Here is a 21,671-nt window from a genome sequence, read left to right on the forward strand (position 1 = left end):
CCCGATTTTAATGGCCATAACGGTCTGTTCCACTTTCATGGGGCGGAAGGAAATGTCACCTGTAGCAGGATCGAGGTGGAAGCCACGTGGGGAAGGCAGGTTGGCATTGGGAAATCCCCAGAAAAATACCGGCTTGTCGTATGAATATGGAGAAGTCCATGTAGTATAACTTCCTGCACCAGTCAGCGGTTGTGTCCATTCATAGCTTAATGAGTCGATCAGACCACCGTTGGAGTCGATATCTATATCGATCACACCGTGGTTAAAAATGAAGTCCTGACCCACACAAATGATGGCAATGGGCGGATTGGTAAATCTTGGTGAGTTATCACAGGGGTTCTGGCAGCGGTTCATCTTCGCATCGATATAATAGTTGGCGTTAGCCGCTCCGGTAGTAATGGTTCCGTTTCGGCAACATTCCTGATAAGAAACAATCAGGTCGCAGCAGGTAGTGTTAAATACAACCAGCTTGGTAAATGTATATTGTTCAATACCATAAGGGAAGGAACAGCCTGATGACTGACATCTGGTACAACTTGATCCGCAGGTAGGGGTAATATCCACCGGAGGTGGCTTTGAAATGGAAACTGTAGTGATGGTGATTCCAGTTGAGGCACATTTAATCGGAATACTTGGTGTACCGAGTGGAACCCCGTTACAGTCGCGGTAAATAACGAGTTTTATCATAAAACTGTCTTTACCTACGCAGGTCCATGTAATATCAGACCCCATCATGTGGGAGGCCTGCAGGGGCAGATTTGAAAAAATCAGAAGAAATAACCCCAAAAACCCAAATTTTCTTAAAATCTTATTCATGTTGATTGATGTTAAGTTTTGTTTTGAAACCTTCATTAGTACTTTATTTTCGGAAAAGTTACATGCTTCTGAAAAATATTTTTATCGCTGGTTTTTATCACTGTCTTTCTGAATAATTTTACTTTCTGTTTTTGCAGCAAAGTTAGAATATTGCATATAAACAAAATCTCAGAAATATAACAATTGCGACACTTTCTAAGGGAAAAAAAATTTTTTTTATAAATTTGAGTAACTTTTTGATACTATCAGATACTAATGAAGCAATTTAATGGTATGAATGATGAACCGAACAACGACATACAGATACTTGAATTACTCAGAAGCAACCGGGAAGATGACCAGAACAAAGGATTTATATTACTTTACAAAAAGTACTTTGACATGATTTATTCAATGATCAGATTGAACAGTGGCTATAAGCGGGAGGCTGAAGATGTTTTTCAGGATACCATGGTCGTGCTTTTTAAAAATATCAGAAGCGGGGTTTTCAGAGGTGAATCACGTTTAAGTACCTATTTATATTCTATTGCAAGGTTCAGGTGGATAAAATATTTGCAGAAAAGCAAAAGAATGGTTCTTTTTGAAGATTTAAGCGGGATGGAAGTTACTCAGCCAACAGCCGTATGGCAGGAAAAACCTAATCTTACCCATGCGATAACTTGTTTGATAGAAAAACTTGATTCCAAATGCCAGGAAATATTAAAACTTTATTATTTCGACAAAATGTCCCATTCAAACATTGCTGAAAAACTGGGCTTGTCAAATGAAGGGATAGCCAAACAAAAGAAATTCAGATGCATAAAAAAATTAATGGAACTACTTGAAAAAGACCCCAACCTTAAAACTGAACTTGAAAAATGTTTGAATTAAACGAGCATATTATAGATTTATTCGACAATTATCTGGAAGGGAAACTGAAGGGGGAGGAATTGTCTTCCTTCGAAAAAATGCTTTCAGAAAATCCTGAGCTGAGCAAGGAATTTCAGCTTTATCAGACAGCTTGCAGGGTAGTTGAAGAAAATGCAAGTGTTGATCTGAAGGAAAGGATTGCAAAGCTTCAGCACCAGCATCACCTGACCGGAGGGAAGCTCTCACCTCTTATCAGGACATCTTTGTTTATTTCAGCCGGAATTGCCATTCTTGGTTTATTGACATGGATATTTTTTGCCGACCAGTCATTGAAAACAGAAAATCAAAAGGATATAGGAAATAACAGCAGTAAAAAAGAAATTGTATTTTCCGATAAAGGTGATGGCCTGAAAACAAGTGAAGAAGCTGTTGATACGAAGGGGTCTGTTTTTAACAACAATGTTTCAGACGATAATAGGAAAGCTGAAAAAATTTCTAAGGCTGACAATAAGAATTATGTAATTGATAAAACTGAAAAGACTGATAATCAGGTTGTTGATAAAAATGAAGTCAAAACCTATCGCTCTGCTGAGATACCGGTAGTCAGTTTTGGAAGTATAGTGACCAAAGGTTGTGTGCCTTTAACAGTCAGGTTTGTTGATTCAAGTAAAGTTAAAGATGGTCAGATTGTCCGTTATCTGTGGGATTTTGGTGATGGCTCCACTTCGAATCTGCAGAATCCTGTCCACGAATATACCAGATATGGAGTTTTTACAGTGAAACTGACTGTCTGGAGCAATGAGGATGTTAAAAATGAATTGGCTAAAAACAACTATATCACTGTCAACCTGACTCCTAAGGCTGAGTTTAAGGCTGATCCCGAGATTACATCTTTGAAAGATTCCCGGATTTCTTTTACCAATCTGACCAGGTTTACCACATCAAAGACCAAGTATTCATGGAAGTTTGGGGATAATTTTGGCCATTCAAACGTAAAGAATCCTGTTTATAGTTTTTCAGATACCGGCATTTACGAGATTATCCTGACTGCTGTAAATGAATTCGGTTGCACATCCACTGCCAGCAAAAAGGTTATTGTTCTTGGCGGAACAGATGTCTTTATCCCGACTGCATTTAGTCCTGACGGACGAGGGCCTTCTGAAAACAACGTGTTCAGGGTTGTGGCAACAGGTTTCGAAAGCTTTCTGATTCAGATTGTTTCGAGAAGCGGAGAATTACTCTATGAATCATCCGATTATGCTACCCATGGATGGAATGGCAGCAGATTTGCATCTAATGATTTAATGCCGGCAGGTGTCTATATCGTAAAAGTTACGGTTACCGGCCTTGACGGCAAAAAATACAATTTTAGTAAAGGAATTACGTTAATAAGATAACTCATATCACTTCACTTAATTAGTTTCCAGTTGGGGATGGCATTTCTGCCATCCCTTTTCATTTTCTAATCTTTTTCCGATCCAATCCAGATGAGTTGATGCTCATTAATCTGGTAAAAGTCGAGCCTGTTGTTTTGAAACCCTTTATCTCCTGCGTCCTTTATTAAAGGGATCATTTCATTTGAACTGTTTCGCTGGATGTATTTTCCTTTCTGTTCAAGTGAGTGAATCAGGTAGGTAAGTGTTTTAAAACCACGAAATGAAAATTCTCCCGGTTCGGCATTGAACTTTTCCCTGTAAGTCAATATAAAGTCAGCGTTTGTACTGTCGGAATAGTTTATCACTGGCTCTGTATAGAAAATAGTGTTTAACAAATCCAGAAAATTGAGGTCAACAGCAGGATAGTTCAGCCAGCTATATGGCGCCATCAGTTGTGAATGATTCCCATTTTGACGGGTAAGATTTGACAGTATTGAATTAATGGCCACCATGTCGTTTTGTATATCTGTAACAATCAGGTTGGAATCTTCAAGCAATGTAGTATATTCCGTGGAGCTCCAGTTGGAAGCATTAACGACATATCCACTGAAGTTTTTAAGTTTTGAAACAGTCCCGGATTTTTTTATTATCATGGTGAATTCGTCCAGTTGTGGTGCGGAATGGCATAATAAAATCAGATTTTTAGAAGAGTAATTTTTGTAAATAAACTTTGAAATGATTGATTTTGTTATCTTTTCTGAGCTTTTAAGTGTAATAAACCAGGGATTATTCTGTAATTGATTTTCATCGGCATAGAAAGGTGATATCAGGGTTGATTTTAATGAAGTGCTTAATTTGAGGAAATCATCAGAATTGTAATTACTTAAATGGCATATTATCAGATCGGGCTCATACTGACGTATTGCTGAAATATTTGCTTCAGTCAGTTTATCTTCAGCGGGTATATCCACCACATGAATGTTAAGTTTAAATGGAAGTGAATGATTGTTGAAGTTTTCGGCTGCACATATCATCCCCTGGTAAAAATCGAGAGAAGTTCTGGAGAAAGTACTTTGTCTGTAATCTTCATTGAAAATTTGCCCCAGCTCATAAGGGAAAGCAAGAACAATATGATAGGTCTGTTTTTTGACCATTGGATAGAGCGAATCATCAGCCTGAAAATAATCAGGACTATTCAGGATATAATCAAAGTATCTCTCATTTGCATTAACTCCGGTCAGTGCAATAATGATAAATGAGCAGAGAATCAGATTTTTTTTCATTTCATTCCCATTCAATTGTGGCCGGAGGCTTTGAACTGATGTCGTAAACAACCCTGTTAACACCTCTGACCGTATTTATTATTTTGTTCGATACTTCAGCTAAAAAATCATGAGGCAGCGGATACCAGTCGGCAGTCATACCGTCTGTTGATTGTACTGCCCTGAGGACAATAGTGTATTCGTAAGTTCTTTCATCTCCCATGACACCCACCGATTTTACCGGTAACAAAATAGTACCGGCCTGCCAGATTTTGTCATATAGGCCGCTCTCTATCAACTCATCAATGTAGATTTTATCAGCTTCCTGAAGAATGGATATTTTTTCAGGACTGATTTCGCCCAGAATACGAATTCCAAGACCTGGTCCCGGAAATGGATGCCTTTTCCATAGTTTTTCAGGAATGCCAAGCTCTCTGGCGGTCAGCCTGACTTCGTCCTTGAAAAGCAGTCGCAACGGCTCAATTATTTTAAGGTTCATTTTCTCGGGAAGTCCACCTACGTTGTGGTGCGATTTGATGACGGCTGCAGGCCCTGTACTTCCTGCCGACTCGATGACATCTGGATAAATTGTTCCCTGTCCGAGCCAATGAGCGTCTTTAATCTTTCCTGCTTCTTCCTCAAAAACTTCAATAAACGTTTTGCCGATGGCTTTTCTTTTCCCTTCAGGATCTGAAATTCCTTTAAGTGACTGATAAAATTTTTGCTTTGCATCTACGCCAATAACCTGAAGATCAAGTTGCTGGTATGTTTTTAATACTTCTTCAAATTCATTTTTCCGCAACAATCCATTGTCAACAAAGATGCAATACAGGTTTTTCCCGATAGCCCGGTGAATTAGCGTAGCGGCAACAGTCGAATCCACTCCGCCTGATAAACCCATGATAACCTTGTCGTTATTGATTTTCTCACGCAATTCGCCAATGGTTTGGGTGATGAAATGTGCTGGTGTCCAGTCTTGTTGGCATTGGCAAATGTTTTTGAGAAAGTTTTCAAGAATTTGTTTCCCCTGTACGGTATGGTAAACTTCAGGATGAAACTGCAGGCCGTAGTAATTCAAACTTTTGGATTCAAAGGCGGCTATGGGTATATCCTGTGTTCTGGCCGTGAGTTCAAATTGTCCGGGTAGCTGAAGAATGGTATCGCTGTGCGACATCCAGATTTGTGATTCAGTAAAATTTTGAAATAATAAACTATTGATTTTCAATGGAATAAGCCTTGCTCTGCCATATTCTCGAATATGTGATCTGACAACCTGCCCGCCATGTCGGATGACCATCAGCTGGGCACCGTAGCATAACCCGAGTACCGGAAGATTCTTGCAATATTTCTGAATATCAATTGTGGGGGCATTCTGTTCCAGCGTGGAGTATGGACTTCCGCTTAAAATGTAGCCCCTGACATCGGCATCAGGTTCTGGCAGGTGATGATAGGGATGTATTTCAGAATAGACATTTAGTTCCCTCACTTTACGGGCAATGAGCTGTGTGTACTGGGAGCCAAAATCGACAATAATGATTTTATCCATTGAAACTATTTGATTTTCTTAAGTTTTTCTTTGAGCATATTAATTTTTTCGAGTGCATCCTGTTGCTTTTTCTTTTCAAGTGTTACGACCTGTTCAGGGGCTTTCTCAATAAATTTTGTGTTGTTGAGTTTTGCTTCCACATTTTTCAAAAATCCCTGATAATACTCAAGTTCCTTCATGATCTGTTCTTTTTCATTTTCGTAGTCAACATTCAGTTGAGAAAGGACAAAATATTCTGCTTTTCCTGAAAAGAATGAAGGGTAAACGTGATTACTTTCTTCAAGGATGGAAATACTGCCCAGTTTACACATTTTTACTACAATACTGTTCATCAGTTCTCCAAGGCTGTCTTTTCCGGCAACAGCAAGTTCAATACTTGTGGTTTGAGGGATATTTTTAGTTTTTTTAAAGTCGCGTATATCGGTGATCAGTTGTTTTAACTGCTCAAACTGCTGAATTAATTGAAGGTCTGAATCCGATGCTTTTGGCCATTCTGAATACATGATGGATTTTTCATTGTTTTCAGTATGAATACCATGCCACAATTCTTCAGTGATAAAAGGTATAAAAGGATGAAGGAGCCGGAGAATTTTATCGAGAAAGGTTACAGTGGCCTGATAGGTAAGCGGATCAATTGATCTGGAGGATTGAGGCTTGATTAGTTCAAGGTACCAGCTGCAGAAATCATCCCATGTCAGTTTGTAAAGCGACATGAGTGCATCTGAAATACGATATTTGCTGAAATGCTCATTAATGCTGTTTATTTCCCTGTTGAGCAAAGTATCGAACCATTTAACAATCAGTTTGTTCGATTCGGATTGTTGTATTCCGGTGTCTGACTGCCAGCTTTTAATCAGACGATAGGCATTCCAGATCTTGTTGTTAAAATTTCTTCCCTGTTCACACAAGGATTCATCAAAAAGAAGGTCGTTCCCGGCAGGGGAGGAAAGGAGCATGCCCACCCTGACCCCATCTGCACCATATTTCTCTATCAACTCTAAGGGTTCAGGAGAATTACCAAGTGATTTCGACATCTTGCGTCTTAACTTGTCGCGGACAGTACCTGTAAAATAAACATTTTTAAAAGGTTTTTCACCCCTGAACTCATAACCGGCCATGATCATTCTGGCCACCCAGAAAAAGATAATGTCGGGTGCCGTTACCAGATCATCTGTCGGATAATAATAGTTTATATCCTTATTGTCGGGTTCGAGTATGCCGTTGAAGGTTGATATCGGCCAGAGCCATGAGGAAAACCAGGTGTCCAATACATCCTCATCCTGTTTTAAATCATTTGGCCCGAAAGAGATGGCCGGATTTTTCTGCTTCATTAATTGCCATGCTTCTTCCTGATTTTCAGCAACTTCAAAACTTCCATCAGGGGCATACCAGGCGGGAATCCGATGCCCCCACCATAACTGTCGCGATATACACCAGTCGGTAACATTCTCCATCCAGTGGCGATAGATATTTTTGAACTTGGAAGGATGAAACCTGATGTTGTTGTTCATGACATTTTCAATGGCAGGCAATGCCAGTTCCCTCATTTTCATAAACCACTGTGTGGAGATACGTGGTTCGATTACTGCATCTGTCCGTTCCGAAAAACCGACTTTATTCGTATAATTTTCAATTTTAACCAGTGCATTTTCTTCTTTCAGCTTTTCTTCTGCAAGTTTTCTGGCTTCAAAACGGTCAATACCAATAAATAATTCACCTGCAGGGCTGATGGTTCCGTCATCATTGAAAATGTCAATAACAGGCAGATGATACTTCAGTCCTATCTGATAATCGTTTATATCGTGGGCAGGGGTAATTTTTAAGGCACCCGTTCCGAATTCCATATCAACATAATCATCAAAAATAACAGGGACTGTTCTGTTGACCATAGGTACTATCACATGGCTGTTTTTCAGGTGCTTATATCTTTCATCAGCCGGATTGACGCAAACGGCAGTATCGCCCAGTATGGTTTCGGGACGGGTGGTAGCCACTGTCAGATATTCTTCCGTGCCAGCAATTCTGTATCTTACATAATAAAGTCTGGAATTTACCTCTTTATAATTTACTTCTTCGTCAGAAACAGCCGTTTTTGCCTGAGGGTCCCAGTTAATCATTCTGATTCCTCTGTAAATCAATCCTTTACGGTATAAATGAATAAAAACACGAATGACACTTCGGCTCAGGTTGTCGTCCATCGTAAAAGCAGTTCTGTCCCAGTCGCAGGAACAACCGAGTTTTTTCAATTGTTCCAGAATAATTCCACCATGTTTTTCTTTCCATTCCCATGCGTATTTCAGAAAATCTTCCCTTGAAATGTCAGATTTGCTGATGCCTCTTTCGCGAAGCATGGCCACAACTTTCGATTCAGTTGCAATAGAAGCATGGTCGGTGCCGGGAAGCCAGCAGGCATTTTTTCCGAGCATACGGGCACGCCTGACCAATACATCCTGTATGGTGTTGTTGAGCATGTGTCCCATGTGTAATACGCCTGTTACGTTGGGTGGGGGAATAACTATTGTATAGGGTTCCCGTTCATCAGGTTCCGACTTGAAAAGTTTGTGTTCGAGCCAGTAGCGATACCATTTTTCTTCAATCTGCCCCGGGTTGTAATGTTTACTGATTTCCATGAAAAAAGGCTGAATTTTTATTTTCCTCAAATATTTATCTTACTGCAAAGGTAAACTGCTTTCTTTATTGATGAGGGTAGGGTATAAAAAAACCTGACCATCAGGGATGATCAGGCTCTTTTGTTTTGTTGATTGTTTATTAATCGATGTAAACCTTACGGGTAGTCAGGTTTCCTTCAATGTTGAGGCTGACGATGTAAACTCCCTTTGGCAGGTTGGCGACATCAATGCTTTGGCTGGAAATTCCCTGATTGTTCAGCTGGAATTTTTCAAATTTGACAAGCTGTCCGTTTAGGTTCAGAATGTTGACCATTACTTGCTGATTGCCTTTGTTTTCAATGTTGAGATAGATTTTTCCGTTGCTGTAATACAGATCTTTCATTTTTGAAAACCTTTCGGCTAATCCGGAACTGTTGACAAACTGATAAACCCTGTATTGGAAAGTGGCAGAAGTCGGGTTGGGATTTTTTCTCCAGACAATACCGAATGCAGGGGCATAGTTCCCGGGAGACATTCCATTAAAGGTGAGGTTAAAAGTAATAGTTGTTTTTCCGCCTGGCAATAAATCTGATTGAGGGATATAACCACCAATAGCCTGTAAATTAGTAATACTTGAACCATTGAAAAAGCCCAAAACGAGCAAACCTGTATCCTGAGTAGTAAAAGTAATGGTATGATTGTTTGTCAGCTCAAGTTCAAACTGTGTGGATTGGCCTATAACAATCTGGGTGCCTTGTACGGGAGATAAAATAGCTGTGATTTCAAGTGCATTGGCACTGATTGCTGCGTTGATGTACATCACCATCAACACAGTAAAAAACAAATGTGTAAACTTTCTCATTTCTTTGATTTTTTTAAGATTTGACCTTTCGTTTCATTCGACAATGATAATGTTTTTAAACTTCTTACAAAAAAAAAATCTTCTCAGATGAGAATTTTTCTGTCTCACAACAGAACCGAAAGAAACATGCAGTGATTAGTAATATCTGAAGAATGAAATTTTGACATTTATTGTGGTTTATCATTTCTTTCTGAGAACCGGACTTTTTGATCTTTATTGTGAGAGGGAAGTCGTATTTAATTTTTAATGTATGCCAGTCATGATGAAACTTTCAGACTCATTGTGAAATTAATATGGTAAAAAAAGTCAGATGAGTTTGCATATTTTTGCCCTGAATCCGGCACTTTACATTTTTCAATCATTGACAGATATACTGAAATACAGGCCAGAATATAAGGTTGAGTTGTTAGATATTTCAGCCGAAGCCTTAGGGCAGGGGTATGTTTCTGAAACAGAATTTGACCGCTGCCTTGAAAATAACAATCACATCTGCTTTATTGCCTTGAAAAACAGTATGGTAGTTGGTTATACACTTCTGGAAATTTTTGATGTCAGTGAATTAAAAACGGCATTTAATTTTGACATTTACGATACCATCCTTTCCGAAAGAGATGTGAAGCAGGTATGTTACCGCAAACATACCGTAGTCAGGAAAGAGTTCAGAAACCATGGAACAGGCAAGGCCTTAGTCAGGTTTAGTCACCGGCAGATTAAAGCACAAGTTGATTGTATTTTTTCCCTGGTTTGGAAAAATGAGTCCAATATCATGATAAAAATTCTTGAAAAGGAAGGATTTAATCAAAAACTTACCCTCCCGGATTATTGGCGTGAATCAAGTCTGGAAAGAAAATTCAGCTGTCCTCTTTGCGGAATTCCCTGCCACTGCGAGGCAGTTTTGATGGTGAGGTATTGTTGACATCCTGCTGTCAAAAGCTCTTTATACTGAGTTTTCTGATTTATTATTCTCCGGTAATTTTATTCCATTTAAGGGCGTTCTTACAAGAAAATACCCCAATATTAAGATCACTATCGTACTTACCAGAAATGAAGGATTTTCAAAGGCATGGAAAATTTTAACTTCTGCAAAGGCAAACCCTGCAAAGACCAAACCCAGTAAAGCTTCTCCTGCTATTAATCCTGAGGCTAACAATATGCCTGTATTGTTCAATGAGGTTTTGGCATCCTCGCTCAGTTTCCGCTTTTCAACAATCCTGTCGAGCAGTCCTTTCATCAGACCTCCGATGAAAATGGCAAAAGAAGTGTCAATAGGCAGATACATGCCAACACTGATAAGCATGGGGCTTCGTACCTGCATGAGAATCAGTGCTAACCCGAATAAAATTCCTGTCAGTATCAGGATGATTTCAGTTTTACCTTCAATGATGCTTTTTCCGACCACAGCCATAAGGCTTGCCTGAGGTGCCGGCAATTTTTCACCACCAAATCCGGCATTACTTCCAAGTATCTCATTCTGATATTCAGGAATCATTTTTTCAACTTCAGCAAGACTGAAAGTTTTACCTTTAAAGCGGGGCATGTCACCTTTATATTCGATGATGGAAATATTGGCCGATTTGAGTTTTTCAATATCGCGGGAGGTGGCTTGCTTGATATCGCCAAGATGGAGCAATGTAAGTATCAGGAACATGACCGATGAGGCTGCAATGATTCCCAGTATATCACCAAGTTGCATTTTCCATGGTGTGCATCCCAGAATATGTCCTGCCTTCAGGTCCTGCATCATTTCACCGGCCACCGACACGCTGGTGCATGTGAATGCAGCAACTCCAAGGACAGCAGCTATACCAGCATGGCCACTCATCCCCAGTCCTATCATCAGAAAAGCAACGACAATTAAAACGGAAACTGTCAATCCGCTTGTCGGATTATTGCTGACACCGATGATACCTACCAGATATCCTGACACTGCTGCAAAAATGAATGCCAGAAAAATCATGACAACGGCAGCTATCCCAGCGGGTATCCATTTTTCTGTGAAGTAATTGAAAATGAATAACATGATAATAAGAATAACGCCAATAGCGAGAAGGGTGTAGCGGATATTGATGTCTTTGTCGGTTCTTTGAATGTCTTTTGTCTGTAAGGAGCCTGCTTTCATATAAGTAAAAGATCTGCTGATACCTTCGGCAAGGCTTTTTCTCATTTTCCACAACGTATAAAAAGCTCCGGTCAGCATACCTCCAATGGCAATGTAACGAACATAGTTTTTCCAGATGAGTATAATTTCTGAAGTCCAGTCAGTAACCGACTGATAATCATCTTTATGAATAAAATAGGCAATCACAGGGGCAAGAAGTCCCCATGCCAGCAGGCCTCCGCTGAAGTTGATACTCCCGAGTTTCGGGCCGATAATGTAGCCTACTCCGAAATAGGCGGGATTCATTCCCGGTGATTTCAGCAATACAGCCCCTTTTGAAAGATTGACAAGTTTCTGCCATCCGGCAGCAATAAACTTAAATTCAACCAGCGCACTGATAAATGCACCTAATCCCATTCCGGCAAACAGATATTTTGAGTTTTTTGCCCCGCTTTGCCCCGACTTATGAATTTCGGAAGCAGCAATGGATTCAGGAAAGGGAAGCTCAGCATCTTCGACAAGAACACGCCTGAGAATGGTTACGAACATAATGCCCAGTATTCCGGCCACCATCAGCATGACAGTGGCAATAAGGTAGTTTTTCAGGGAATAAAATGGCACCCATATTCCTGCAATAAAAAAGGCAGGAAGGGTAAAAATGGCACCGGTGGCAATGTTACCGCCAATGCTTCCAACGGTTCGTGCAGCGTTTTCTTCCAGCAAAGTTCCCTTCAGTGCCTTGATGACAGCCATTCCAATCACGGCTGTGGTATAAGTAGCAGCGATGGTCATCCCGGCTTTCAGTCCAAGATATGCATTGGCAGCTCCCATGATAACGGCCATTACTACTCCCAGTGCAATGGATTTAAACGTAAACTCAGCCATTCTTGTTTCGGATGAAACGAAGGGCATAAACTTTTTTTCAATCATAAAATAATCTTATCCTCTGTTAATCAAAAAGATAGTGTATGCGATATATCCGATAAGAAAAAAGATACCTTCAATTTTACTGAGAATATAGCGGGAACTCAATGCAGCAAAGATGAAAAAAAGCACATTGACAGCAATTAAAATGATGACATCTGTATTGATATGGGACAGTCCCTGCATTTCGATGGGGTGGATAACTGCTGAAATACCGAGAATGCCAATGATATTGAAAACATTGGAGCCTACAATATTTCCGACTGCAATATCCACATTTCCTCTTCGTGCAGCTGCCAGCGAAGTCAATAGTTCGGGTGTAGATGTCCCGATAGCGACTATCGTAAATCCGATCAGTTCCTGGCTCAGCCCAAGGTCTTTTGCAAAATTGACGGCTCCACCGACACAAAGTTCACCGCCAAAATATAATAACAATATCCCGAGGCCACTCAGACTTAATGACTTAAGCCATGAATACTGCCTGAAAATATACATCAGGCGGTCGTATTGAGATTGAGTGTTGGTAAATCTGACCAGTCTGAAAACAATGGTTTTTAAATGACTGTCGGGTTCAGATGAGGCTTCAGGGGATAATTCATTGGAATCGACTTTTGCCACATAAAACAGAAAAGCAACCATTAAAATCAGAAAAATAATTCCATCAAGTCGGCTTAAACCGAAAAAACTGTTAAAATAATTGCCCAAATTGAGCAGAATAAGTAAAATAAGAGAGATGAAAAATCCGAAAGGTATTTCGATAAAGGCTGTGTTTTTTTTAATAGGGAGAGGATAAAATGCTGAAGTAATTCCAAGGATTAACAAGATATTACAAATATTGCTGCCCACAATGTTTCCTATGGTAATACCTGTATTCCCTGATATAGAGGAGTTTATGTTAACTATCAATTCCGGCAGCGAGGTTCCGATCGATACGAGTGTCAGTCCGATTACCATATCGGGTACCCGCAGACGCTTGGCCAGTGAAGTTGCTCCATTGACAAGTGTATCAGCGCCCAGAATGAGTACCAGCAGTCCAAGGGCAAATAATATCAGATTCATAATTGGTTTAGATAGAGTAAATTTTTAAACGGCTCAAAGATAGATTTTTTTATTTAAAAATCTGATTTCTGGTTTTCGGCTAAATTTATGCTGATAGGCTTACCTTTGCAGTCTGAAATTTTATTGAAATTTATGGCAGAGCAACATTTAAGCGAACAGGAAATTATCAGGCGTGAAAAGCTGGCACAATTGCGTGAACTGGGTATTGAACCTTATCCCCCTGAATTATTTGAGATAAATGTAAAAACAAGTGAAATTCATAATGAATTTGATCAAAATCCGGAGAAATTTAAAGAGGTAAGCATAGCAGGCCGGCTGATGAGCCGCAGGATTATGGGAAAGGCTTCTTTTGCTGAACTTCAGGATGAATACGGTAAAATTCAGTTGTATATCACCCGTGATGATATTTGTCCGGATGAAAACAAAGACCTCTATAATGTAGTATTCAAAAAACTGATGGATATTGGAGATATAGTTGGTGTAAAGGGTTTTGTTTTCCGCACACAGATGGGTGAAATTACCATACACGTCAGGGAAATAAAGTTGCTGGCAAAGTCGCTGCGTCCCTTACCGGTTGTCAAGGAAGCTGAAGGCAATGTTTTCGATGCTTTTACCGATCCTGAACAGCGTTTTCGCCAGCGTTACGTGGATCTGATTGTTAATTCACAGGTAAAGGAAATATTCAGGAAAAGGGCTTTCATTATCAACTATTTCAGAAATTATCTCAATCAGAAAGGCTATCTTGAAGTGGAGACACCGGTTTTACAGCCTATTTATGGAGGAGCCGCAGCACGTCCTTTTAAAACACACCACAATACCCTCGACATGACCCTCTACCTGAGGATTGCAAATGAACTTTATCTCAAACGTCTGATTACAGGCGGTTATTCAGGCGTATTTGAATTTGCAAAAGATTTCAGAAATGAAGGTATGGACAGGTTTCATAATCCTGAATTTACACAGCTTGAATTCTATGTCGCCTATAAAGACTATATCTGGATGATGGATACCTTCGAAGAAATTATGGAAGGCCTTGTCAATGCACTTTATGGTACGTCCGAAATAAGATATGGTGAACATACCGTCAATTTTAAAAGGCCATGGAAACGCATCAGCATGTATGACGTCATACAGGAATTTACAGGGACAGATATTTCACAAATGACTGAAGAAGAGCTTATCAGTTTTGCCGGTAGAGAAGGGGTTGAAATTGACAAAACCATGGGAAAAGGAAAAATCATTGATGAGATTTTCGGGGAGAAATGTGAACCCTATCTGATTCAACCTACCTTTATTACCGATTATCCGGTTGAAATGTCTCCTTTAGCCAAGAAACACAGAAGTAAACCCGGAATGGTTGAACGTTTTGAGTGTATTTGTATCGGCAAAGAAATATGCAATGCTTTCAGTGAGCTGAATGATCCTATCGACCAGCGCGAAAGGTTTGAAGCCCAGCTTGAACTGGGAAGAAGGGGAGATACGGAAGCCATGGTGCTGGATGAAGATTTTTTGAGGGCAATTGAATACGGAATGCCTCCGACAGCCGGTATCGGTATCGGTATCGACAGGCTTACCATGTTGCTTACTGATTCTCATTCTATTCAGGAGGTAATATTTTTCCCTCAGATGAGGCCAAAAGAACAAATTTAAGTTTCAGATATGAGAATGTTTAAGGTCCCCGGGATTCTTTACTATATTTTCAACAGGTTTTTATGGCGTGTTCCCGTAAAAGACAACAGTATTTTTCTCACCTTTGATGACGGCCCCTCAGGTGACCTTACCCTCTGGATTCTGGATTTGCTTGATAAATACAATGCCAAGGCAACCTTTTTTTGCGTTGGAGAGAAAATTTTGGCAAACAAGGCGTATTATGATAAAATAGTGGAAAGAGGTCATCTGACTGCCAATCATACTTTTAGCCATGAGCATTTCAGGGATGTCAGTGTCAAAACCTATCTACACAGCATTCAGAAATGCGGAGAACTGGTGAATTCCAGGTTATTTCGCCCCCCTTACGGCAGAGTTAGGCCACGGATTGCCAAAATGATTAAAAGAGCCGGTTTTAAACCGGTTATGTGGTCGGTACTTTCGTATGATTATGATCAGGAAATGTCGCCAGGAAAAATTTTAAGAAAAATAGTCAGGCAGACAAAACCCGGGAGTATCATCGTTTTTCACGACAATAAAAAAGCCACCAGAAATATCCAGATAGTTTTACCCCGTTATCTTGCCTTTTTTGCCAATAAAGGCTTTAAATTTAAGGTTTTGCCGCATTAATTAAAAACATAAACCATATCTCCGTCCCGTTGTGTTTTATATCTCTTAAGAGGGTAAACGGCCGGATCTTTAATTACGTTTCCATACATGTCATAGTTTGAGCCGCAGCAGGCAAAAAAATCATTTCCTTCATAATGTCCGCACCGAAGAAAAATTCCTGAAAGATCAGGCGTTACTTCTGCACAACTATCCATCGGGTGATATGGACAAGCAGTTTCGAGAGCATAAAACAGATCATCGGGAGCATGATAAACGATAATGCCTTTATATCCCTCATTTTCAAACAGATAATAACCCCCGATTACATTCAGCCCGCTATACGCTGGCAGATTCAGATTGATGGAAAAATTTACATAAACATCGGGAATCCCATGATAGTTATTGTTTTTTTCACAATCGGAATAAATGCCGGTTATCAGCAGGCTTAAAGCAAGAAGTCTGGTTAAATTGTTATGTTTCATTACATTTTTGTTGAAAACTCATGTTGACAAATTTAAGCCAATTCAGGTAATCCATATTATTTTTGACCTTCATTTAAAGAGATGAGAATACATTTTATTTCCATTGGCGGCAGTGTCATGCACAGTATGGCTATAGCCATGTACCAGCAGGGGCATCAGGTAAGCGGATCAGATGATGAAATTTTTGAACCTGCGCTGGGCAAACTCAGGAGGTTTGGCCTTTTACCTCCCGAAAAAGGCTGGTTTGCTGAAAAAATAACAAAAGATATTGATATTGTGGTACTTGGAATGCATGCCCGGGCCGACAATCCGGAATTACTCAGGGCTCAGGAACTAAAGCTGAAAATTGTTTCCTTTCCTGAGTTTGTTTATCAGAACAGTGTGAATAAAAAACGTATTGTAGTAGCCGGAAGTCATGGCAAAACGACCATCACCAGTATGTTGATGCATGTTTTCAGACATTGCGGAAAAAAATTTGATTATCTGGTGGGTTCTTCTGTTGCAGGATTTGAAAATAGCTTTCAGTTAAGCAATGAGGCTGATTTTATCATCATCGAAGGGGATGAATACCTGAGTTCTGCCATCAATCCGGAACCAAAATTTTTATGGTATAAGCCCCATCTGGCCATTATCAGCGGAATTGCATGGGATCATTACAATGTTTTCCCTGAGTTTGACCAGTATGTGCTTCAGTTTAAAAAATTTATAGGAAGCATGCCTGCCGGAGGTCATCTGGCTTATGATGAAAATGATGAGACATTGCTCCAGATTGTCGCAGAGTATAACCACATCAGCAAATATCCTTATACTTATCCTGATTATCAGCTTAAGAACGGAAAATTTTATCTCACGGTTCAGGATGGGCAAATGGTGGAGCTGAAGCTCTTTGGTAGCCATAATCTGCTCAATATGAACGGAGCAAGAATAATCTGCCGTCTGGCCGGAATAGAAGATAAAGTTTTTTTTGAAGCCATTGCTGGCTTTCAGGGTGCCGGTAAACGTCTTGAAAAAGTATATGAAAATGAAAATATATTGATTTTCAGAGACTTTGCACATGCTCCTTCAAAGGTAAAAGCCACTATTTCGGGAATTAAAGCACAGTTCCCCGCGAAAAAAATATTAGCCTGTCTGGAATTGCATACCTATAGCAGTCTTAACAGGGAATTTTTACCGCAGTACAGGGGTTCAACCCGGATTGCCGATCGCTGCTGTATTTTTATCAATGAGGAGGCAGTCAGACTGAAAGGTCTGAAATTGCTTCAGCGGCAGGAGATTTCTGAAGCATTCGGGGATGAAAGGCTTCATGTATTTTATGCAAAACAACAGCTAACAGAATTTATCAAAGAAAATCTTAATGGCGATGATATATTACTGCTGATGAGTTCGGGGAATTTTGACAACCTTTCTGTAGAAGAAATCATTTCACGCTGAGAAATAACTTAGGTATTCCTGCCTATAAACAAAGCAATATCAGGAATACAGGGAAAATCAGAAGAAAGAACAGACAGTCGGATTAAAGAATATCGACAGGTCCTTTTCCTACCCTGATAATTTCAATAATTTCACCAGTGCAGTCGAGAACGGTGGAGGGAACATTTCCGCCCGGGCCTCCATCGATAATCATATCGACCATGTTGCCGAAAAGTGTCTGAATTTCTTCAGGATCTGTCGGATATTCGCTGATGATATCGTCTTCATCTTTGATAGAGGCTGTAACGATTGGGTTTCCGTATTCCTCAACAATTTCGCGGATGAGGTTGCTGTCGGGTATTCTGATGCCAATCGTTTTACGGTTGTTCCCAAAAATTTTAGGGACATTGTTGTTGGCCTTGAGAATAAAAGTATAGGGGCCTGGCAACACTTTACGCATTATTTTATAGATGTTGTTAGGGAAAGGCAGGGTATAGTCAGAAATATTCGATAGGTTTGAGCAAATAAGAGATAAATTGGCAGTAGCAGGTTTTTTGCCAATGATACTGCACAAACGCTCCACGGCTTTTTTATTATGCATATCGCATCCGATACCATAGACGGTATCTGTCGGATAAATAATAATTCCCCCATCTTTCAGGTGTTCGAGAATTATTTTTAAATGCCTTGGGGATGGATTTTCAGTATAAACTTTTAGGTACATAACTTTTGTTTTTATGGAAAGTTAATACAAAAATGTAAAATTAATGACATTTAGGCAATTGAAATGAAGTGAAAATATACAACTTTTTTTTCAGGTGCAAACAAAAAAATTAAATTTTTATTTTGCTTATTCCCAACTTATTTCATCAAGCTAAGGCATTTTTGACCAAATGAGCGGCTTCTTCGAGATGGATGGCAGAAAATACTTTCAGCCCGCTGTTGTCAATCAGTTGTTTTGCTTCTTCGGCATTTGTGCCCTGCAACCTTACGATGATGGGCAGATTCAGATTTTCAATGTTTTTATATGCATCCACAATGCCTTGGGCAACCCTGTCGCATCTGACAATACCTCCAAAAATATTAACCAGAATAGCCTTCACATTGGGGTCTTCGAGAATAATACGAAAGCCTGCTTCAACAGTTTTGGCGCTGGCTGTTCCGCCTACGTCCAGAAAATTGGCCGGTGCTCCTCCGGAGAGTTTGATCATATCCATAGTAGCCATAGCCAGTCCGGCTCCGTTAACCATACAACCTACATTTCCGTCCAGCTTGACGTAATTCAGATTATTTTCTCCGGCTTTGGTTTCGAGCGGATCTTCTTCATTTAAATCGCGGTAAGCAGCAAATTCCGGATGACGAAACAGGGCATTGTCTTCCAATATTACTTTTGCATCGGCTGCGAATACTTTCCCGTCAGCGGCTTTCAATACCGGATTGATTTCGAGCATCGAGCAGTCACTTTCAGTATAGGCCTTGTACAGTGCACTGACAAAAGCAGTCATTTCCCTGAATGATGTTCCTTTTAATCCAAGATTGGTGGCTATTTTTCTTGCCTGAAAAGCCTGCAAACCAATGGCAGGATCAATTTCTTCCCTGAAAATTTTATCCGGTGTTTTTTCTGCTACTTCTTCTATGTCCATGCCGCCTTCTGTCGAATACATGATGATATTTTTCTTAGTCTGGCGGTTGAGCAATATACTGAGGTAAAATTCCTTGATTTCTTCAGGGCCTGGATAATAGATCCCTTGTTCTATCAATACTTTCCCGACTTTTTTCCCCTGCGGTCCGGTTTGATGTGTAACCAGTTTCATTCCAATGATCTGACCGGCATATTGGGTTACTTCATCAAGGTTTTTAGCAATTTTGACCCCTCCGCCTTTTCCCCTTCCACCGGCATGTATCTGGGCTTTTACTGCCCAAACTGTTGTTCCTGTTTTTTCCTGTACGGCCTGAGCAATTTCTTTGGCTGTCCCCGGATCGAAGCAGATGCTTCCTTCAGGTACCCTGACGCCATATTTTTTCAGGATTTCTTTTCCCTGATATTCGTGAATATTCATCGTTTTTAAGGTTTTATTTTGCAGCAAAGTTAGGTCTTCCTTTGGATTTATTCGCAATAAACATGTAAAAAAACGAATATAATCATTCGCATAGTGCTGGTAAACAGGCAGAATCAGGCTTATTGAAATGAAATGAAAATTCAGCAGGAAACCCCAGGCTCATTTTGACCAGATTTTAACAATAGGCTGAATGTGTCAATTAGTTGATTGAATCCCAAAATTGGAATTTAACTTCATATTGAGTCATTCTGTAAAATTGAAAATTTTTTAAAGAAAAGAATATCAATGAATTATATATGCTGTCTGATTATTGAATTTTTAATTTTACTACAAAAGCCAAACAGATGAAAACATTTCAGCCCAACCGATTGGAAATCTATTTCGAGAAAGTTTTAGCAGTTGTTCTTTCATACAACAGGAATCATTTTTCCGGTATATTCAGCTCTTTAAAATTTTCAAAAAAACAACTGGAATTCATCCCTGTAAAAGTTACTGAGAAAAGATATAACCTGAAGAATGTCAATTACTTCAGGAAAGATTTATGGTAAGTTAATTTCTGATACCTTCATCAAGGTTCCAGAGTCGGAAAAGAAAGCCTCCTGAGGGGGGCTTTTCTTATTTTTTATTTATTTATCTTTGAAGGCACTAAAACAAGCGGATGTTGAGGCTTTTACATCACTTTATAATTTTCATCCTGATTTTTCAGACCATGCTTCTGAAGGCACAGAACAGCCTGTTTCAAAGCAATCTGATGACCATTATCTGGGAAAACGGAGATACACTGCCTCAGCCATTGACAGGCGGACTTAAATTTCCTGTCTTTTCTGAAATGGATTTAAACAATGACACCTATACCGACCTGATTGTCCTCGACCGGGCAGATAACCGCCTGCTGACATTTATTAATAAAGGTATAAAAGATTCCGTGTGTTTTGTTTATCGTCCGCAGTTCGAGAAATATTTTCCGGCTTGTGAGTATTTTATACGTCTTGAAGACTACAACAGGGATGGACTGAAAGATATTTTTACCTTTTCATCTCCCGCTAATGCAGGAATTACTGTTTATAAAAATGTTTCAATGTCTCCATGGAAACCTGAGTTTAAAATGACGTATTCCACACTTCCTGCCTGGTACTATAAGACATTTTACTCGAATTTATATGTCAGCGGACTTGATTTACCTGTGGTGAAGGATTTGGACGGAGACGGAGACCTTGATATTCTCACATTTGGTGTTTTAGGCCAGTTGGTCGAGTTATACGATAACATTGGTCTTGAAAAATACGGCACATACGACAGTTTGTTTTATGAATTTGCTGATGCCTGTTGGGGAAAGTTCAGGGAAGATGAGCTGACCAACAAGCTGATACTCGGATATTCATGTGCAGCCGTCAGAGGTCAGCAGGGTGGTATGCGACATGCCGGTTCAACCCTGGAATTGTTTGACTTCGATAATGATGGAGACAATGATCTGATTCTGGGCGATGTGCAGTATCCCACGCTTGCCTTGCTGATGAATGGCAGAAAAGAATACCAGCTGAATGTTGATAGCATGATTGCAACTGTTTCAAGCTTCCCCTGGGGTACATCTGTAAATATCCGTAACATGCCTTCGGCATTTTTTATAGATGTTAATAATGACGGGCAAAAGGATTTGATTTCAGCTCCCATGGACATGGAAATTATTGATACTTTTGAAAACCTGAATCAGATCTGGCTTTATCTGGATAATGACCCGGGCATAGGATATAATTTTCAGTTACATACAAAAAGTTTTCTTCAGAATCAGATGCTTGACCTGGGCGGGAGTACCCGTCCCGTGTTTTTTGATGTTGACGGAGATGGAAAAAAAGACCTGCTGATAGCTACTGCCGGTAATTTTGCAAAAACCTATTACAAACAAGACCGTATTTATTATTTCAGAAACGTTTCAAAGAATTCAAATCCTGTTTTTCAGCTGATAAACAATGATTTTCTTAATCTATCCCTGAAAAATCTTTCTGCTGTCAGCCCTGCTTTTGGTGATGTTGACGGTGATGGAGATTCAGATTTGTTAATCGGC

At 39.8% G+C, this 21,671-nt stretch carries 18 protein-coding genes; 8 read left to right on the forward strand and 10 right to left on the reverse strand.

Annotated elements, in window-relative coordinates; all coding sequences use genetic code 11:
- The coding region (locus GX437_00780) for a hypothetical protein (protein ID NLJ06179.1) at positions 1 to 816 on the reverse strand (816 nt) is incomplete at its 3' end.
- Between the two features lie 273 nt (positions 817 to 1,089).
- On the opposite strand from GX437_00780, the gene GX437_00785 reads away from it, so the two are divergent.
- The gene (locus GX437_00785; GenBank protein ID NLJ06180.1) at positions 1,090 to 1,686 is read left to right on the forward strand and encodes a sigma-70 family RNA polymerase sigma factor; all 597 of its coding nucleotides are present in this window, start codon (positions 1,090 to 1,092) and stop codon (positions 1,684 to 1,686) included.
- Positions 1,674 to 3,062: a PKD domain-containing protein gene (locus GX437_00790; protein ID NLJ06181.1), complete on the forward strand. Its 1,389-nt coding sequence runs from the start codon at positions 1,674 to 1,676 to the stop codon at positions 3,060 to 3,062. The genes GX437_00785 and GX437_00790 overlap by 13 nt, the downstream gene beginning before the upstream one ends.
- 65 nt (positions 3,063 to 3,127) lie before the next feature.
- On the opposite strand, the gene GX437_00795 is transcribed toward GX437_00790, so the two are convergent.
- The 4 genes from GX437_00795 to GX437_00810 form a co-directional block, all read right to left on the reverse strand.
- A complete protein-coding gene (locus GX437_00795; protein ID NLJ06182.1) occupies positions 3,128 to 4,324 on the reverse strand; it encodes a hypothetical protein in 1,197 nt (398 codons plus the stop codon).
- A 1-nt stretch (position 4,325) separates the two neighbouring features.
- The gene (guaA, locus tag GX437_00800; GenBank protein NLJ06183.1) at positions 4,326 to 5,849 is read right to left on the reverse strand and encodes a glutamine-hydrolyzing GMP synthase; all 1,524 of its coding nucleotides are present in this window, start codon (positions 5,847 to 5,849) and stop codon (positions 4,326 to 4,328) included.
- A 5-nt stretch (positions 5,850 to 5,854) separates the two neighbouring features.
- Complete coding sequence (locus tag GX437_00805; protein NLJ06184.1) at positions 5,855 to 8,479, reverse strand: valine--tRNA ligase; 2,625 nt, start codon at positions 8,477 to 8,479, stop codon at positions 5,855 to 5,857.
- A 139-nt stretch (positions 8,480 to 8,618) separates the two neighbouring features.
- Positions 8,619 to 9,320 (reverse strand): T9SS type A sorting domain-containing protein, encoded by a 702-nt coding sequence (locus tag GX437_00810; protein NLJ06185.1) that lies wholly within the window; start codon positions 9,318 to 9,320, stop codon positions 8,619 to 8,621.
- Positions 9,321 to 9,630: 310 nt separating this feature from the next.
- Here GX437_00810 and GX437_00815 point away from each other — a divergent pair, with 310 nt between their 5' ends.
- Positions 9,631 to 10,236: a hypothetical protein gene (locus GX437_00815; GenBank protein ID NLJ06186.1), complete on the forward strand. Its 606-nt coding sequence runs from the start codon at positions 9,631 to 9,633 to the stop codon at positions 10,234 to 10,236.
- Between the two features lie 21 nt (positions 10,237 to 10,257).
- Here GX437_00815 and GX437_00820 read toward each other — a convergent pair whose 3' ends face one another.
- Together GX437_00820 and GX437_00825 are read right to left on the reverse strand one after the other, a co-directional pair.
- Positions 10,258 to 12,348, reverse strand: a complete 2,091-nt coding sequence (locus GX437_00820; protein NLJ06187.1) for an oligopeptide transporter, OPT family — start codon at positions 12,346 to 12,348, stop codon at positions 10,258 to 10,260.
- A gap of 9 nt (positions 12,349 to 12,357) precedes the next feature.
- Positions 12,358 to 13,404 (reverse strand): calcium/sodium antiporter, encoded by a 1,047-nt coding sequence (locus GX437_00825; protein NLJ06188.1) that lies wholly within the window; start codon positions 13,402 to 13,404, stop codon positions 12,358 to 12,360.
- Positions 13,405 to 13,533: 129 nt separating this feature from the next.
- Here GX437_00825 and lysS point away from each other — a divergent pair, with 129 nt between their 5' ends.
- Together lysS and GX437_00835 are read left to right on the forward strand one after the other, a co-directional pair.
- A complete protein-coding gene (lysS, locus tag GX437_00830) occupies positions 13,534 to 15,051 on the forward strand; it encodes a lysine--tRNA ligase (protein NLJ06189.1) in 1,518 nt (505 codons plus the stop codon).
- A 9-nt stretch (positions 15,052 to 15,060) separates the two neighbouring features.
- On the forward strand, positions 15,061 to 15,678 hold the full coding sequence (locus GX437_00835) for a polysaccharide deacetylase family protein (GenBank protein ID NLJ06190.1): 618 nt from the start codon (positions 15,061 to 15,063) through the stop codon (positions 15,676 to 15,678).
- Here GX437_00835 and GX437_00840 read toward each other — a convergent pair.
- A complete protein-coding gene (locus tag GX437_00840) occupies positions 15,675 to 16,139 on the reverse strand; it encodes a hypothetical protein (protein NLJ06191.1) in 465 nt (154 codons plus the stop codon). The genes GX437_00835 and GX437_00840 overlap by 4 nt on opposite strands.
- 81 nt (positions 16,140 to 16,220) lie before the next feature.
- Here GX437_00840 and GX437_00845 point away from each other — a divergent pair, with 81 nt between their 5' ends.
- Entirely contained in the window at positions 16,221 to 17,570 is a 1,350-nt protein-coding gene (locus tag GX437_00845) for a peptidoglycan synthetase (protein NLJ06192.1), read from the forward strand.
- 82 nt (positions 17,571 to 17,652) lie between these two features.
- Here the strand turns inward: GX437_00845 and GX437_00850 are convergent, their stop codons facing one another.
- Positions 17,653 to 18,273 carry a threonylcarbamoyl-AMP synthase gene (locus GX437_00850; GenBank protein NLJ06193.1) on the reverse strand — a complete coding sequence of 207 codons (621 nt, stop codon included), beginning with the start codon at positions 18,271 to 18,273 and terminating at the stop codon, positions 17,653 to 17,655.
- Positions 18,274 to 18,418: 145 nt separating this feature from the next.
- Entirely contained in the window at positions 18,419 to 19,609 is a 1,191-nt protein-coding gene (gene sucC, locus GX437_00855) for an ADP-forming succinate--CoA ligase subunit beta (protein ID NLJ06194.1), read from the reverse strand.
- A 344-nt stretch (positions 19,610 to 19,953) separates the two neighbouring features.
- On the opposite strand from sucC, the gene GX437_00860 reads away from it, so the two are divergent.
- Positions 19,954 to 20,157: a hypothetical protein gene (locus GX437_00860; GenBank protein ID NLJ06195.1), complete on the forward strand. Its 204-nt coding sequence runs from the start codon at positions 19,954 to 19,956 to the stop codon at positions 20,155 to 20,157.
- A gap of 110 nt (positions 20,158 to 20,267) precedes the next feature.
- Positions 20,268 to 21,671 (forward strand): VCBS repeat-containing protein (locus GX437_00865; protein NLJ06196.1); only part of this gene is annotated, 1,404 nt, incomplete at its 3' end.

Source organism: Sphingobacteriales bacterium, from assembly GCA_012517435.1.
GTDB lineage: Bacteria > Bacteroidota > Bacteroidia > CAILMK01 > JAAYUY01 > JAAYUY01.